This window comes from Pseudomonas sp. GW456-L12 (genome assembly GCF_059424045.1).
The window spans coordinates 26,456-39,924 of sequence record NZ_JBWKZA010000013.1 but is presented as its reverse complement, the minus strand read 5'-3'; the positions used below and the strand labels follow the sequence as shown (position 1 = coordinate 39,924).

17 protein-coding genes are annotated in these 13,469 nt (G+C 64.4%); 8 read left to right on the top strand and 9 right to left on the bottom strand.

Translation table 11 applies throughout. From position 1 onward, the window contains the following. Nucleotide 1 precedes the first annotated feature (1 nt). From nusB to nrdR, 6 genes are all read right to left on the bottom strand, one after another. Nucleotides 2–502 carry a transcription antitermination factor NusB gene (nusB, locus tag AC07Y9_RS17630; protein ID WP_007924115.1) on the bottom strand — a complete coding sequence of 167 codons (501 nt, stop codon included), beginning with the start codon at nt 500–502 and terminating at the stop codon, nt 2–4. After that, a complete protein-coding gene (ribH, locus tag AC07Y9_RS17625; protein ID WP_007924117.1) occupies nt 499–975 on the bottom strand; it encodes a 6,7-dimethyl-8-ribityllumazine synthase in 477 nt (158 codons plus the stop codon). Before ribH ends, nusB begins: the two co-directional genes overlap by 4 nt. Nucleotides 976–1,066: 91 nt before the next feature. Next, the gene (ribBA, locus tag AC07Y9_RS17620; protein ID WP_007924126.1) at nt 1,067–2,158 is read right to left on the bottom strand and encodes a bifunctional 3,4-dihydroxy-2-butanone-4-phosphate synthase/GTP cyclohydrolase II; all 1,092 of its coding nucleotides are present in this window, start codon (nt 2,156–2,158) and stop codon (nt 1,067–1,069) included. A 16-nt stretch (nt 2,159–2,174) separates the two neighbouring features. Further along, nucleotides 2,175–2,837, bottom strand: coding sequence for a riboflavin synthase (locus tag AC07Y9_RS17615; RefSeq protein ID WP_007924128.1), 663 nt, complete (start codon nt 2,835–2,837; stop codon nt 2,175–2,177). A gap of 46 nt (nt 2,838–2,883) precedes the next feature. Next, nucleotides 2,884–4,017: a bifunctional diaminohydroxyphosphoribosylaminopyrimidine deaminase/5-amino-6-(5-phosphoribosylamino)uracil reductase RibD gene (gene ribD / locus AC07Y9_RS17610; RefSeq protein WP_087091867.1), complete on the bottom strand. Its 1,134-nt coding sequence runs from the start codon at nt 4,015–4,017 to the stop codon at nt 2,884–2,886. Beyond that, on the bottom strand, nt 4,014–4,478 hold the full coding sequence (nrdR, locus tag AC07Y9_RS17605; RefSeq protein WP_007924133.1) for a transcriptional regulator NrdR: 465 nt from the start codon (nt 4,476–4,478) through the stop codon (nt 4,014–4,016). Before nrdR ends, ribD begins: the two co-directional genes overlap by 4 nt. Nucleotides 4,479–4,607: 129 nt before the next feature. On the opposite strand from nrdR, the gene AC07Y9_RS17600 reads away from it, so the two are divergent. The 3 genes from AC07Y9_RS17600 to trxA all read left to right on the top strand — a co-directional run bounded on the left by AC07Y9_RS17600 (nt 4,608) and on the right by trxA (nt 6,752). Next, nucleotides 4,608–5,066, top strand: a complete 459-nt coding sequence (locus AC07Y9_RS17600) for a hypothetical protein (protein ID WP_087091866.1) — start codon at nt 4,608–4,610, stop codon at nt 5,064–5,066. Further along, the gene (locus tag AC07Y9_RS17595; protein ID WP_087091865.1) at nt 5,063–5,719 is read left to right on the top strand and encodes a class I SAM-dependent methyltransferase; all 657 of its coding nucleotides are present in this window, start codon (nt 5,063–5,065) and stop codon (nt 5,717–5,719) included. Before AC07Y9_RS17600 ends, AC07Y9_RS17595 begins: the two co-directional genes overlap by 4 nt. Nucleotides 5,720–5,879: 160 nt before the next feature. After that, a complete protein-coding gene (trxA, locus tag AC07Y9_RS17590; RefSeq protein ID WP_007924137.1) occupies nt 5,880–6,752 on the top strand; it encodes a thioredoxin in 873 nt (290 codons plus the stop codon). A 60-nt stretch (nt 6,753–6,812) separates the two neighbouring features. Here the strand turns inward: trxA and AC07Y9_RS17585 are convergent, their stop codons facing one another. Beyond that, nucleotides 6,813–7,166, bottom strand: a complete 354-nt coding sequence (locus tag AC07Y9_RS17585) for a hypothetical protein (RefSeq protein ID WP_102679445.1) — start codon at nt 7,164–7,166, stop codon at nt 6,813–6,815. 135 nt (nt 7,167–7,301) lie between these two features. Between AC07Y9_RS17585 and AC07Y9_RS17580 the strand changes: the two genes are divergently transcribed. The 5 genes from AC07Y9_RS17580 to AC07Y9_RS17560 all read left to right on the top strand — a co-directional run bounded on the left by AC07Y9_RS17580 (nt 7,302) and on the right by AC07Y9_RS17560 (nt 11,487). Further along, nucleotides 7,302–7,898, top strand: a complete 597-nt coding sequence (locus AC07Y9_RS17580) for a DUF2796 domain-containing protein (RefSeq protein ID WP_102679444.1) — start codon at nt 7,302–7,304, stop codon at nt 7,896–7,898. A gap of 130 nt (nt 7,899–8,028) precedes the next feature. Next, nucleotides 8,029–8,739, top strand: a complete 711-nt coding sequence (locus tag AC07Y9_RS17575) for an ABC transporter ATP-binding protein (RefSeq protein ID WP_087091861.1) — start codon at nt 8,029–8,031, stop codon at nt 8,737–8,739. A gap of 1 nt (nt 8,740) precedes the next feature. Continuing rightward, nucleotides 8,741–10,006: an ABC transporter permease gene (locus tag AC07Y9_RS17570; protein WP_007924141.1), complete on the top strand. Its 1,266-nt coding sequence runs from the start codon at nt 8,741–8,743 to the stop codon at nt 10,004–10,006. Between the two features lie 28 nt (nt 10,007–10,034). After that, the gene (locus tag AC07Y9_RS17565) at nt 10,035–10,553 is read left to right on the top strand and encodes a DUF3299 domain-containing protein (protein ID WP_102679443.1); all 519 of its coding nucleotides are present in this window, start codon (nt 10,035–10,037) and stop codon (nt 10,551–10,553) included. A gap of 235 nt (nt 10,554–10,788) precedes the next feature. Next, nucleotides 10,789–11,487 (top strand): OmpW/AlkL family protein, encoded by a 699-nt coding sequence (locus AC07Y9_RS17560; protein WP_087092695.1) that lies wholly within the window; start codon nt 10,789–10,791, stop codon nt 11,485–11,487. Nucleotides 11,488–11,545: 58 nt separating this feature from the next. Here AC07Y9_RS17560 and AC07Y9_RS17555 read toward each other — a convergent pair whose 3' ends face one another. Beyond that, the gene (locus tag AC07Y9_RS17555; protein ID WP_102679442.1) at nt 11,546–12,475 is read right to left on the bottom strand and encodes an NAD-dependent epimerase/dehydratase family protein; all 930 of its coding nucleotides are present in this window, start codon (nt 12,473–12,475) and stop codon (nt 11,546–11,548) included. Further along, on the bottom strand, nt 12,468–13,352 hold the full coding sequence (locus AC07Y9_RS17550) for a sugar nucleotide-binding protein (RefSeq protein ID WP_037034303.1): 885 nt from the start codon (nt 13,350–13,352) through the stop codon (nt 12,468–12,470). The genes AC07Y9_RS17555 and AC07Y9_RS17550 overlap by 8 nt, the downstream gene beginning before the upstream one ends. Nucleotides 13,353–13,469 lie beyond the last annotated feature (117 nt).

Sequence of the window (13,469 nt, the reverse complement as noted above, 5' to 3'; positions counted from 1 at the left end):
ATCAGCGCTTGAATGCCTTCACTTCAGCTTCACGCAGACGCGGGGCCAGCTTGTCGAGTACGCCGTTGACGAACTTGTGGCCGTCGGTGGAACCGAAGACCTTGGCCAGTTCGATACCTTCGTTGATCACAACGCGGTACGGCACGTCGACGCGCTTGAGCAGTTCCCAGGTGGACAGGCGCAAAACCGCCAGTTCGACCGGGTCCAGCTCTTCGATGGTGAGGTCCAGGCAAGGAGTGAGAGCGTTGTCGATCTCATTCTTGTTGGCCGGAACGCCGTGCAGGATCTCACGGAAGTAGGCACCGTCGATGTCGGTGAAATCGTTGTCGACCCGGAACTGCGCTTCGATCTCGTTCAGCGAGTGCTTGGCCATGTGCCATTGGTACAGCGCCTGGGTCGCGAGCTGACGGGCTTCGCGACGCTTGGCGCTCTTGGATGGCTTGCCAGCGTCCGCAGGTTTCGGATCGCGCGGGTTGAAACGATCGCTATCGTCGCTAATCACTTGGCCTCCAACTGCGCCAGCAGGCTGACCATTTCCAGAGCGGACAAGGCAGCTTCAGCACCTTTGTTGCCGGCCTTGGTGCCGGAACGTTCGATGGCTTGCTCGATCGAGTCGACGGTCAGCACGCCGAAGGCGACCGGTACGCCGAACTCCATGGACACCTGGGCCAGGCCCTTGGTGCATTCGCCCGCCACGTATTCGAAGTGTGGGGTGCCGCCACGAATGACCGCGCCCAGGGCGATGATCGCCGCGAACTCGCCCTTCTGCGCGACTTTCTGCGCAACCAGCGGAATCTCGAAGGCGCCAGGGGCACGAATCACGGTGATGTCGCTTTCGCTCACGCCGTGACGGACCAGGGCGTCAACGGCGCCGCTGACCAGGCTTTCGACGACGAAGCTGTTGAAACGGCCGACCACCAGGGCATAGCGGCCTTTGGGGGCGATGAAGGTACCTTCGATGGTCTTCAGGGTCATTCGACAAATCTCTTAAAGAGCCGGAGCGCGTTCACTACGCGCTCACTAGTGATATTTGAACCGCGAATTTCAAGCCCGCAACAACCGGCTTTTATTCGGAGGGCACGTATTCTACAACTTCCAGGTCAAAACCGGATATCGCATTAAATTTCATCGGCGCGCTCATCAGGCGCATTTTGCGTACGCCCAGGTCGCGCAGGATCTGCGAACCGGCACCGACGATGCTGTAGGTGGTCGGTTTTTTCGCAGGCACGTGCTCGGCCGTTTCGCGGATATGCGCCAGTAGCACGTCGCCGTCCAGTGGGTGGCCCAGCAACAGCACCACGCCGCTGCCGGCCTCGGCCACCGTGGCCATGGCGGCCCGCAGGCTCCAGCGGCCAGGCTGCTTGACCATCAGCAGGTCGCGCAGCGGGTCCATGTTGTGCACGCGAACCAGGGTCGGCTCTTCGGCGCAGATGTTGCCCAGGGTCAGCGCCATGTGCACGTCGCCTTCCACCGAATCACGGTAGGTCACCAGGTTGAACTGGCCCAATTCGCTGTCCAGCGGCTGCTCGGCAATCCGCTGAACGGTACGTTCGTGGATCATCCGGTAGTGAATCAGGTCGGCGATGGTGCCGATCTTGATGTTGTGTTCGGCGGCGAAGGCTTCCAGCTCGGCGCGACGGGACATGGTGCCGTCGTCGTTCATCACTTCGCAGATCACCCCGCTCGGCTCGAAACCGGCCATGCGCGCCAGGTCGCAGGCGGCTTCGGTGTGGCCGGCGCGGGCCAGGGTGCCACCCGGCTGGGCCATCAGCGGGAAGATGTGGCCCGGGCTGACGATGTCTTCGGCCTTGGCGTCCTTGGCGGCGGCAGCCTGCACCGTGCGTGCGCGGTCGGCGGCGGAGATGCCGGTGGTCACGCCGGTAGTGGCCTCGATGGAAACGGTGAACTTGGTGCCGAACCCGGAACCGTTGCGCGGCGCCATCAAAGGCAGCTTGAGCAGCTCGCAACGCTCGCGGCTCATCGGCATGCAGATCAGGCCGCGGGCGTGCTTGGCCATGAAGTTGATGTGTTCGGCCTTGCAGCACTCGGCGGCCATGATCAGGTCGCCTTCGTTCTCGCGGTCTTCGTCATCCATGAGGATGACCATCTTGCCTTGGCGGATGTCTTCAACCAGTTCTTCGATGCTGTTGAGCGCCACGCGGCACCCCCTTGAGTCAGGATTTGAGGTAGCCGTTAGCGGCCAGAAAACTTTCGGTGATGCCACCGCTCGAAGGCTCCGCGGCCTTGTCGCCCAGCAGCAGGCGCTCCAGGTAACGCGCAAGCAGGTCGACTTCGAGGTTGACCTGCCGACCCGGCCGGTAGTCGGCCATGATGGTTTCGGCCAGCGTGTGCGGGACGATGGTCAGCTCGAACTCTGCGCCATTGACCGCGTTGACCGTCAGGCTGGTGCCATCGACGGTGATCGAGCCCTTGTGGGCGATGTACTTGGCCAGATCCTTGGGCGCGCGGATACGGAACTGGATGGCGCGGGCATTTTCTTCCCGGGCCACCACTTCGCCGACGCCGTCGACATGGCCGCTGACCAGGTGACCGCCCAGGCGGGTGGTCGGGGTCAGGGCCTTTTCCAGGTTGACCCGGCTGCCGGCCTTCAACTGATGGAAAGCGGTGCAGTCCAGGGTCTCGCGGCTGACGTCGGCCCAGAAGCCGTCGCCCGGCAGTTCCACCGCGGTCAGGCAGACGCCGTTCACCGCGATGCTGTCGCCCAGCTTCACGTCGCCCAGGTCGAGCTTGCCGGTTTCCACATACACCCGCACATCGCCGCCCTTGGGGGTCAATGCACGGATGCTGCCGATGGATTCGATGATGCCTGTAAACATGGAGTCCTCCTCGAAAACAGGGTCGCCGCGTGGCGAAGGCCCGAAATTATACGCTCGCTGCTGGCAGAGGAATGGCAATGACTCGCCAGTCATCGCCTACGGCGCGCATTTCAATGATTTTCAGCAGCGGCGCCTCGCTCATCTGCGCCAGCGGCCAGTCGAGCAGCGGCCGGGCCGTAGAGCCGAGGAACTTGCCGGCGACAAAGATCTGGTACTCATCCACCAGGCCTTGCTGGGCGAACGCCCCCGCCAGGCGCGGGCCGGCTTCCACCAGCACCTCGTTGACGCCGCGGGCAGCCAGCTCGCCCAACAGCCGACGCAGGTCCACCTGGCCATCGGCGCCCGGCACGATCAGGCATTCCGGACCGTTGGCGTACTGTTCTTCCACCGCCGCGCAGGTGGCGACCAGCGCCGGCCCCGCCTTGAAGAACGGCGCATCGAGCGGCACCCGCAAGCGGCCGTCGATCAACACGCGCAAGGGTGGACGGCTCATGGCCAGGGCGGTCTGTTCCGCATCCAGCCCCAGCTCCTCGGCACGCACCGTCAGCCGGGCATTGTCCGCCAGCACCGTGTCGGCACCGGTCAACACCACGCTGGCCTGGGCCCGCAGGCGCTGCACCGCGGAACGCGCGGCAGGGCCGGTGATCCACTGGCTTTCGCCACTGGCCATGGCGGTGCGCCCGTCCAGGCTCATGGCCAGCTTGACCCGCACGAACGGCAGGCCGTGCTCCATGCGCTTGAGGAAACCCTGGTTGAGGGCACGGGCTTGCTGCTCCATCACCCCGCTGTCGGTAGCGATGCCGGCCTGGGCCAGGCGCTGCAAGCCACGGCCGGCGACTTCCGGGTTGGGGTCCTGCATCGCCGCCACGACCCGCGCCACGCCGGCATCCACCAGGGCATCGGCGCACGGCGGTGTACGACCGTGATGGCTGCAGGGCTCGAGGGTCACGTAAGCGGTGGCGCCGCGGGCGTTGGCACCGGCGGCACGCAGGGCGTGGACTTCGGCATGGGGCTCGCCGGCCCGCACATGCCAGCCTTCGCCGACAACCTGGCCGTCGCGCACGATCACGCAACCGACTCGGGGGTTGGGATGAGTGCTGAAGCGGCCTTTTGCGGCCAGCTCCAGGGCGCGCGCCATATAGTGGGCGTCGAGCACCGCCTGTTCGCTGGAGGTGTTCATTCTTTGCCCGGCTCGCGGGCGAGACGGTCGATCTCTTCGCGGAATTCGTTGAGATCCTGGAAGCGCCGGTAGACCGAGGCGAAGCGGATATAGGCCACTTCATCGAGCTTTTGCAGCTCGGCCATCACCAGTTCGCCGACGACCAGGGACTTGACCTCGCGCTCGCCGGTGGCGCGCAGCTTGTGCTTGATATGCACCAGCGCGGCTTCCAGGCGCTCGACGCTGACCGGACGCTTTTCCAGGGCACGCTGCATGCCAGCGCGGAGTTTTTCTTCGTCGAAGGGCTGGCGGCTGCCGTCAGTCTTGATCAGGCGCGGCAAAACCAGTTCGGCGGTTTCGAAAGTGGTGAAACGCTCACCGCAGGCCAGGCATTCACGCCGGCGGCGCACCTGTTCGCCTTCGGCGACCAGACGCGAGTCGATGACCTTGGTGTCGTTGGCACCGCAGAAGGGACAGTGCATGGTGGCAGGCAACAAAAAAAGGGAGGGCCATGGTAGCGCATCCCACTGGCAAGACAAGCCATAGCCTTTACGGTATACAGACCGACTATTATGTTTTGCACATGGAATTTCGCCTTGTTGGAGCTTCGCATGCCACTACGACCGCTCGTTTTGCTCAGCCTTTTCAGCCTGCTGGTCGCTTGCAGCAGCGACGCCCCGAAACCGGCCGCCTCCACCGTGCCGCCCCAGCAGAGTGTGAAAAAAGCCCAGGAATCCACTGACCTCGGCCCCCTGCCGGCCTATCAGCGTGAACTGAGCGGCACCCTGCAGGGCGTACCGAGCGGTGCCGAGGTGGAACTGGCGCTGCTGGTGATCGACGAGCGCGGCCGGCCGCAACGTTTGCTGGCCAGCAGCAACCTGATCGGCAACAACAAGGTCCTACCGTTTCGCCTGCGCTTCAATCCCGATGTCTTCCCGGTAGGCGCCCGCGTTGAACTGCGCGGCCGCGCCAGCCAGTCCGGCCAGTTGATCCTGCACCTGCCGGCGCAACTCATCACCCAGCCGACTACCCAGGCTGTGGGCCAGCTGCAATTCGTCAAAGCACCATGACCCCACCGCTCGACCTGCAACGCGCCCTGAGCGAACTGCTGGGCGACGCCCAACTGGTGGCCTGCGAACTGCCGGACACCGAGCTGAAGCTGTGGTTGATCGATGCCGACAACATGGACCGCGCCTTCACCCCGGAAGAAACCCGGCGAATTCTCCACGAACCGCCGTACTGGAGTTTCTGCTGGGCCAGCGGCCTGGCCCTGGCGCGCTATCTGGCCGAGCGCCCGCAGTGGGTGCAAGGCAAGCGGGTCCTGGATTTCGGCGCCGGCTCCGGCGTGGCCGGTATCGCGGCGCTGAAAGCCGGCGCGCTGGAAGTGGTGGCCTGCGACCTCGACCCGCTGGCCATTGCCGCCTGCAAGGCGAATGCGGCGCTCAACGGGGTTGAACTGGGTTACTCCACGGACTTTTTCGCGCAAGCGGATCGCTTCGACCTGATCCTGGTAGCCGACGTGCTCTACGACCGCGCCAACCTGCCGCTGCTGGATGAATTCCTTAGCCGCGGACGCCAGGCACTGGTGGCGGACTCCCGGGTCAAGGACTTCCAACATCCGCTATACCAACGCCTGGAAATGCTCCACGCCCTGACCCTACCGGATCTGGCCGAGCCCTGGGAGTTCCGCGAAGTGAGCCTGTATCACGCGCAGCGCGATTGATGAAGGACAAATCACCTTGTGCTCTATCGAGCAACGTCCAGCAGCATCTGCAGGAGCGAGGCTTGCCCGCGAAACAATCTACCGGCCACCCGATACCCCGCTTTCAGCCGCCCCCCGCCAAGCCTTATAGTTGGCCCATTCACGTTCTTCGAGATCCCCCATGAGTCAGGACACACCGTACATTTTCGACGCCAGCACCGCCGACTTCGACCAGTCGGTGATCGAGAACTCGTTCCACAAGCCGGTGCTGGTGGATTTCTGGGCCGAATGGTGCGCGCCCTGCAAGGCGCTGATGCCGATGCTGCAACAGATCGCCGAGAGCTATCAGGGCGAACTGCTGCTGGCCAAGGTCAACTGCGATATCGAGCAGGACATCGTTGCCCGCTTCGGCATTCGCAGCCTGCCGACCGTGGTGCTGTTCAAGGACGGTCAGCCGGTGGACGGTTTTGCCGGGGCGCAACCGGAATCCGCGGTGCGCGCCATGCTCGAACCCCATGTGCAGATGCCGCCGCCCAAGGCCGCCGACCCGCTGGAGCTGGCTGAAGCGCTGTTCGCCGAAGGGCGCATCGCCGATGCCGAAGCCACGCTCAAAGTGCTGCTGGGTGAAGACAACAGCAACGCCAAGGCCTTGATCCTCTACGCCCGCTGCCTGGCCGAACGCGGCGAACTGGGCGAAGCCCAGACCGTACTCGACGCGGTCACCGGCGATGAACACAAGGCGGCGCTGGCCGGGGCCAAGGCGCAGATCACCTTCCTCAAGCAGGCTGCCGACCTGCCGGACAGTGCCGAGCTGAAAAGCCGCCTGGCGCAGGACCCGCAGGATGACGAGGCGGTGTATCAGCTGGCCATCCAGCAACTGGCGCGCCAGCAGTACGACGCGGCGCTGGATGCCCTGCTCAAGTTGTTCATCCGCAACCGCAGCTACAACGAAGGCCTGCCGCACAAGACCTTGCTGCAAGTGTTCGAGCTGCTGGGCAACGACCACCCGCTGGTGACCACCTACCGTCGCAAGCTGTTCGCCGCGCTGTACTGATTCACGGCTGGATCGCAAGCCGGCTCGCCCCGACCAAGGGCGAGCCCGCTCCTTCCTCGCCTACTCGATCCAGCTGTAGAGTGGCGTATCACCGCCGCTCACCACCTTGACCTGTGCGCTATGGCGCAAACGCACCAACAGCCGCTTGCCCGCCGCGGCGCTGCCGGTCAGGCCTTCCAGTTGTTCCAAAAGATCCGGGCCGCTCAATTGCCCGGCCTTGCGCAGCAGGTCCTGGGTGATCTGCCACAGCGCATCGTCCTGGCTCGCCGGCTTGGCCACAGGCGCGCCGCTTTCGGCTTTGGCCGCCTGCAACGGCGTCCCCAGTCGGGCACTCAACTGATCCCAGTCGGCCCCGTCCAGTTCCAGGGTCAAATCCACCGGCCATTCGCCGATGCTTCCACGAATCCGCACCATCGCTCTGCTCCCGAAATTTTCTGACGAGCATGCTCCCATGCGTCTTGCGCAACGCCAAGCAGGCGGTCAAACTCTCGCCACTTCCGTTATAAGATTACATAACATTATTTTCATGTTCGCTCCCGGAGACTTGCCATGCGTCGTCTGCTGCTCGCCCTGCCGTTCGCCCTGTTGCCCCTGGCCATCGCTCACGCGGCCGAAAAACACGACCACGACCATGAGCACGGCAGCCTCGGTGCTCACGAGCATGGCGTGGCCCGCCTGAATGCGGCACTGGACGGCCAGACCCTGGAGCTGGAACTGGAAAGCCCGGCGATGAACCTGGTGGGCTTCGAGCACGCCGCCAGCACCGACGCGGACAAGGCCAAGGTCGCCGCCGTGCGCGCCCAGCTGGAAAAACCGCTGGCGCTGTTCAGCCTGCCGCCCGCCGCCGGTTGCGTGGTGACGCAACAGGAACTGGAAAGCCCGCTGTTCGGCGACAAGCCCGAAGATCACGACGAAGACCATGACGACGCGAAGAGTGCCGGCGGCCACGAGCATCACCACGAGCACAGCGAGATCCATGCGCATTACCAGTTCACCTGTGCCACGCCGGGCGCGCTGAAGAACCTGGACCTGGCCGGCGTGTTCAAGACCTTCCCCGCCACTCAGAAAATTCAGGTACAACTCATCTCGCCAAGTGGCCAGCAAGGCGTGGAAGCGACCTCCAAGGCCGCCAGCCTGAAGTTCTGATCACGTCCCCTGTAGGAGCGAGCTTGCTCGCGATGGCGATGTCATAGCCGACAGATGATGCCAACCGGATGACCGTTATCGCGAGCAAGCTCGCTCCTACAAATATGAATCAACCGACGAACCATCGCCCATGACCCAAGCACTGATCCAACTGTCCGACCTGGGCTTCAGCTGGCCCGGCCATCCGCAGTTGCTGGATATCCCAGCCTTTCGCCTGGAAGCGGGTGAAACGCTGTTCCTCAAGGGCCCCAGCGGCAGCGGCAAGACCACCCTGCTCGGCCTGCTCGGCGGCGTGCAGAAACCCGGCCGCGGCAGCATCCGCCTGCTGGGCCAGGAGCTGACCGAACTCTCCGCCGGCGCCCGCGACCGCTTCCGGGTCGATCACACCGGCTACATTTTCCAGCAGTTCAACCTGCTGCCGTTTCTCTCGGTACGCGAGAACGTCGAGTTGCCCTGCCACTTCTCCAAATTGCGCGCCAGCCGCGCCGTACAGCGCCACGGCAGTGTCGACCAGGCAGCCGCCACCCTGCTCGCCCACCTGGGGCTTAAAGACCCCGGCCTGCTCGGTCGCCGCGCCGACTCGCTGTCCATTGGCCAGCAACAACGGGTCGCCGCCGCCCGCGCGCTGATCGGCCAGCCGGAACTGGTGATCGCCGACGAACCCACCTCGGCACTGGACTACGACGCCCGCGAAGCCTTTATCCGCCTGTTGTTCGCCGAATGCCGCGAGGCCGGGGCCAGCCTGCTGTTCGTCAGCCACGACCAGAGCCTGGCGCCGCTGTTCGATCGCAACCTGTCGCTGGCCGAACTCAATCGCGCCGCCACGCCCGCGGAGGTCTGAGATGTATCTGTTCCGTCTAGCCATGGCCAGCCTGGCTAACCGCCGCTTCACCGCGATCCTCACCGCCTTCGCCATCGCCCTGTCGGTCTGCCTGCTGCTGGCGGTGGAACGGGTGCGCACCGAAGCCCGCGCCAGCTTCGCCAGCACCATCAGCGGTACCGACCTGATCGTCGGCGCCCGCTCCGGTTCGGTGAACCTGCTGCTGTACTCGGTGTTCCGCATCGGCAACGCCACCAACAACATTCGCTGGGACAGCTTCGAACACTTCGCCAACAGCCCGAAAGTGAAATGGGCGATCCCGATTTCCCTCGGTGACTCCCATCGCGGCTACCGGGTGATGGGCACCACCGCGGCCTACTTCGAGCATTACCAGTACGGCCACCAGCAGAACCTGCAACTGGCCAGCGGCCGCGAGTTCGCCAGCGATCCGTTCGAAGTGGTGCTGGGCGCCGAAGTCGCCGAGGCCCTGCATTACAAGCTCGGCGACAAGCTGGTGCTGGCCCACGGCGTGGCGGCCATCAGCCTGGTCAAGCATGACGACAAACCCTTCACCGTGGTCGGCATCCTCAAGCGCACCGGCACCCCGGTGGACCGCACGCTGCACATCAGCCTCGGTGGCATGGAGGCGATCCATATCGACTGGCACAACGGCGTGCCGGCCCAGGGCAGCGGCCGCATCAGCGCCGACCAGGCGCGCAACATGGACCTGACGCCGCAAGCGATCACTGCCTTCATGCTCGGCCTGAACAGCAAGATCGCCACCTTCGCGGTGCAGCGCGAGATCAATGAATACCGCGGCGAACCGATGCTGGCGATCTTGCCCGGGGTCGCCCTGCAGGAGCTGTGGAGCCTGATGGGCACCGCGGAAAAGGCCTTGTTCGTGGTGTCGCTGTTCGTGGTGCTGACCGGCCTGATCGGTATGCTCACGGCGATCCTCACCAGCCTCAACGAGCGCCGCCGGGAGATGGCGATCCTACGTTCGGTCGGCGCCCGGCCTTGGCATATCGCGACCTTGCTGGTGCTGGAAGCCTTCGCCCTGGCGCTGTCCGGTGTGCTCGCCGGGCTGGGCCTGCTGTACCTGGGCATCGCCCTGGCCCAGGGTTATGTGCAGTCGAGCTACGGCCTGTACCTGCCGCTGTCCTGGCCAAGCGAGTATGAGTGGACGCTGCTCGGCGGTATCCTGATCGCCGCCCTGCTGATGGGCAGCGTGCCCGCCTGGCGCGCCTACCGACAATCGCTGGCCGATGGCCTGTCCATCCGTTTATGAGGAACTTCTGGTTATGAGGAGCTCCGGCATGCCCCGTGCCCTGCTTGCACTGTTGATGCTGGTCGCCCTGCCGCTATGGGCCGCCGACCCCCGTGACCTGGCCTGGTCGGAAATGATCCCGCCGGACGCGCCGGCGGAGGTGCCGAACATGCAGCCGCTGCACGACCTGTCGCAGATGAGCGACGCCCTGGCCGCCGAGTCCGCCCCGGCGGCCAAGCAGGACATGCCCAACGCTCCGGTGGTGCAGAGCCTGGACGGCCTGTCGGTGCGCCTGCCCGGCTACATCGTGCCGCTGGAAGTCAGCGAGGAAGGCCGCACCACGGAGTTTCTGCTGGTGCCGTATTTCGGTGCCTGCATCCACGTGCCGCCACCGCCGTCGAACCAGATCGTGCATGTGAAAAGCGCCGTCGGCGTGAAGCTCGACGAGCTGTATCAGCCGTACTGGATCGAGGGGCCGATGCAGGTCAAGGCGTCCACCAGCGACATCGCCGACGCGGGTTACCAAATGGAGGCAGAGAAAATTTACGTGTACGAATTGCAGGAGTGAAACCGCGTTTTTCGCAGTGCCATTCATGACCTCATCGCAAGCAAGCCTGCGCCCACAAAACAGCACAGTTCCCTGTAGCCGCACGTTTGCCCGCGATCAGTTGCACAGCGTACACAACACCCGCAGTTCCCCTGCCTCCACGCTGATCCGGTTTTCATTGAGCTGAGTCAAAGCCTGTTCCTTGACGATCCTTACCATTGGACCTAGCCAACTCGAATCGTCCTTTGGAGCTCCCATGCACAAGTCCCTGCTCAGCGCCTCCCTGTTCGCGCTCGCGCTCGCCGCCCCGATCGCCCACGCCCACGAAGCCGGCGACATCATCGTTCGCGCCGGTGCCATCACCGTCAATCCGAAAGCCGACAGCGGCGACGTCAAGGTCGACCGCGGTCCATTGGCCGGCGCCAACCTCGGCGGCAAGGCGACCATGAGCAGCGACACCCAGCTGGGCCTGAACTTCGCCTACATGCTGACCAACAACGTCGGTATCGAACTGCTCGCGGCCACCCCGTTCGAGCATGACGTCAAGCTCAAGGGCACCGCGCTGGACGCCGCCAACGGCAAGCTCGGTACTCTCAAGCACCTGCCGCCGACCCTGAGCGTCGTGTACTACCCGCTGGACCACAAGGCCGCCTTCCAGCCTTACGTCGGTGCCGGCATCAACTACACCTGGATCTATGACGAACACGTCGGCAGCCGCGCCAGCGCCGCCGGTTTCGACAACTTCCGGGCGAAGAACTCCTGGGGCCTGGCCTGGCAGGTCGGTGCCGACTACATGCTGACCGACAACGTGATGATCAACGCCCAGGTGCGCTACGTCGACATCGACACCACCGCCTACGTGAACAACAACGCGGTCGCCGGCGGCACCCGGGCCAAGGTCGACGTGGACGTCGATCCATGGGTCTACATGGTCGGCCTGGGCTACAAGTTCTAAATCGGCCAGACAAAAAAAGGCGCCTGCAAAGGCGCCTTTTTTCATCGCCGGGGAAAGCTCAGCGGCCCAGCAAACGTGCCAGCCCGACGCTCATCGGCGTCGGTTCGGGGAGCTTGAAGCGCTGCAACAAGCGCTGGTTGTTCGCCCGCGAATGGCGAATGTCCCCGGAGCGCGCCGGGCCGTAGCTGATCGATGGCAACTGCCCTACCACCTCGCCCAGGGCCTCGAGCAACTGCTTGAGGGTAGTGGCCTGGTTCAGGCCGACATTGACCGCGCCGACTTCCAGTTGCGGTGCTTCCAGAGACTGTGCCAACACGTTCACCAGGTCTTCGACATAGACGAAATCGCGGGTTTGCTCGCCATCGCCAAATACGGTAATCGGCAGGCCTTTCTGCGCGCGCTCGCAAAAGATGCTGATGACCCCGGAGTACGGCGAGGATGGATCCTGGCGCGGCCCGAAGATGTTGAAGAAGCGGAAGATCGCCGGCTCCAGCCCATGCTGGCGGCGATAGAAATCGAAGTAGTACTCGCTGGCCAGCTTGTCCGACGCATAGGGCGTCAGTGGTGCCTTGGGCGTGTCTTCGTCGATCGATTCGCCCTCGCCATTGTTGCCATAAACTGCCGCGCTGGAAGCAAACAGCACGCGCTTGACGCCAGCCTGGCGCATGGCTTCGCAGACGTTGAGGGTGCCGATGAAGTTGCTCTGGTGGGTACGCACCGGGTCGTCCACCGAAGCCTGTACCGAAGCGACCGCCGCCAGGTGCGCCACCGCGCGGCAGCCGCTCATGGCCCGCGCCACCAGGGCCGCATCAGCGACGTCGCCTTGGATCAGTTCGACCCGCGGGTTGTCCAGCGGCAGGTTGCCGGGTTTACCCGTGGACAGATCGTCGAGGATCCGCACCGAATAACCCTTGGCGAGCAAAACGTCGGTCAGGTGCGAACCGATGAAGCCGGCACCGCCGGTGATCAAGATTGGGGCATTAGCCATGACGATAAAACCTATCCAGTAGAGCCGGGAGTGCCGCGCGCCAGGCGCGAGGCTTGATCCCGAAAGTGTGCAGAATTTTTTTGCAGGCCAGCACCGCGTGCTGCGGTTCTTCGGCAGCGTCCGGCCGGGCGGCGTGGGCCTGGGCGGTCGGCGCTTCGATGGCCAGCGGATGCAGGCTGCGGGCCTCGGTGAGGATCGCCTGGCCCAGCGCCAGCGGCGTGGTCGCCTCATGGCCGGCGTAGTGGTAAGTGCCCCACAGCGGCGCGGCGCAATCGAGTTGCTTGAGTACGGAGATGATCACCCGGGCGGCATCGTCCACCGGCGTCGGGTTGCCCCGGCGGTCGTCGGCCAGCAGCAGCTCTTCGGGTTGCTCGGCACGGGCCAGGAAACGCCCCAGGGTGCCTTCGGCGCTATCGTCCAGCAGCCAGCCGAAACGCAGCAGCACATGCTGCGGGCAGGTGGCGCGCACATTCTGCTCGATCCGCCACAAGGCCTGGCCACGCAGGCCCAGCGGTACCGGTTCGTCCTTTTCGCTGTAGGCCGTGGCCCGCGAACCGTCGAACACCCGGTAGCTGGAAGGCTGCAGAAGAATGATGTTGTGATGCTGGCACAGCTCGGAAAGCCGCTCGACCGCCCGTTCCTGGCCAGCCAGGCGTGCCTCGGGGACACTCTCCGCCTGGAACCAGTCGAAGTAGTACGCAAGGTTGATCAAGGCATCCGGGCGGGTGTCGTCGAGCAGTTGCGTCAGGCTCGCGGCATCCCAGCCGTCTTGCGGCGGACGGGGGGCGAGGAAACCGATGTCTTCCTCCGCACCGAGGCGAATCAGCGCCTGCCCAAGGGCATTTCCGCCGCCCAGTAACATAAGGCGCATTCGCATAGAGTCAGCAGGCCCAATCTGTTCGGAACGATGGTTTGAATCGGCCAGACCCGCGGGTTTGGCCATGAATATTGCTCAGAATCGTTGCATTTTGCGGGTTTCCGGCGCAACCGTCAC

Excerpts from the sequence above, each read along its gene's own strand:
- ribH (WP_007924117.1), bottom strand. The coding sequence starts at position 975 with ATGACCCTGAAGACCATCGAAGGTACCTTCATCGCCCCCAAAGGCCGC.
- AC07Y9_RS17615 (WP_007924128.1), bottom strand. The coding sequence starts at position 2,837 with ATGTTTACAGGCATCATCGAATCCATCGGCAGCATCCGTGCATTGACC.
- ribD (WP_087091867.1), bottom strand. The coding sequence starts at position 4,017 with ATGAACACCTCCAGCGAACAGGCGGTGCTCGACGCCCACTATATGGCG.
- nrdR (WP_007924133.1), bottom strand. The coding sequence starts at position 4,478 with ATGCACTGTCCCTTCTGCGGTGCCAACGACACCAAGGTCATCGACTCG.
- AC07Y9_RS17600 (WP_087091866.1), top strand. The coding sequence starts at position 4,608 with ATGCCACTACGACCGCTCGTTTTGCTCAGCCTTTTCAGCCTGCTGGTC.
- AC07Y9_RS17595 (WP_087091865.1), top strand. The coding sequence starts at position 5,063 with ATGACCCCACCGCTCGACCTGCAACGCGCCCTGAGCGAACTGCTGGGC.
- trxA (WP_007924137.1), top strand. The coding sequence starts at position 5,880 with ATGAGTCAGGACACACCGTACATTTTCGACGCCAGCACCGCCGACTTC.
- AC07Y9_RS17585 (WP_102679445.1), bottom strand. The coding sequence starts at position 7,166 with ATGGTGCGGATTCGTGGAAGCATCGGCGAATGGCCGGTGGATTTGACC.
- AC07Y9_RS17580 (WP_102679444.1), top strand. The coding sequence starts at position 7,302 with ATGCGTCGTCTGCTGCTCGCCCTGCCGTTCGCCCTGTTGCCCCTGGCC.
- AC07Y9_RS17575 (WP_087091861.1), top strand. The coding sequence starts at position 8,029 with ATGACCCAAGCACTGATCCAACTGTCCGACCTGGGCTTCAGCTGGCCC.
- AC07Y9_RS17570 (WP_007924141.1), top strand. The coding sequence starts at position 8,741 with ATGTATCTGTTCCGTCTAGCCATGGCCAGCCTGGCTAACCGCCGCTTC.
- AC07Y9_RS17565 (WP_102679443.1), top strand. The coding sequence starts at position 10,035 with ATGCCCCGTGCCCTGCTTGCACTGTTGATGCTGGTCGCCCTGCCGCTA.
- AC07Y9_RS17560 (WP_087092695.1), top strand. The coding sequence starts at position 10,789 with ATGCACAAGTCCCTGCTCAGCGCCTCCCTGTTCGCGCTCGCGCTCGCC.
- AC07Y9_RS17555 (WP_102679442.1), bottom strand. The coding sequence starts at position 12,475 with ATGGCTAATGCCCCAATCTTGATCACCGGCGGTGCCGGCTTCATCGGT.
- AC07Y9_RS17550 (WP_037034303.1), bottom strand. The coding sequence starts at position 13,352 with ATGCGAATGCGCCTTATGTTACTGGGCGGCGGAAATGCCCTTGGGCAG.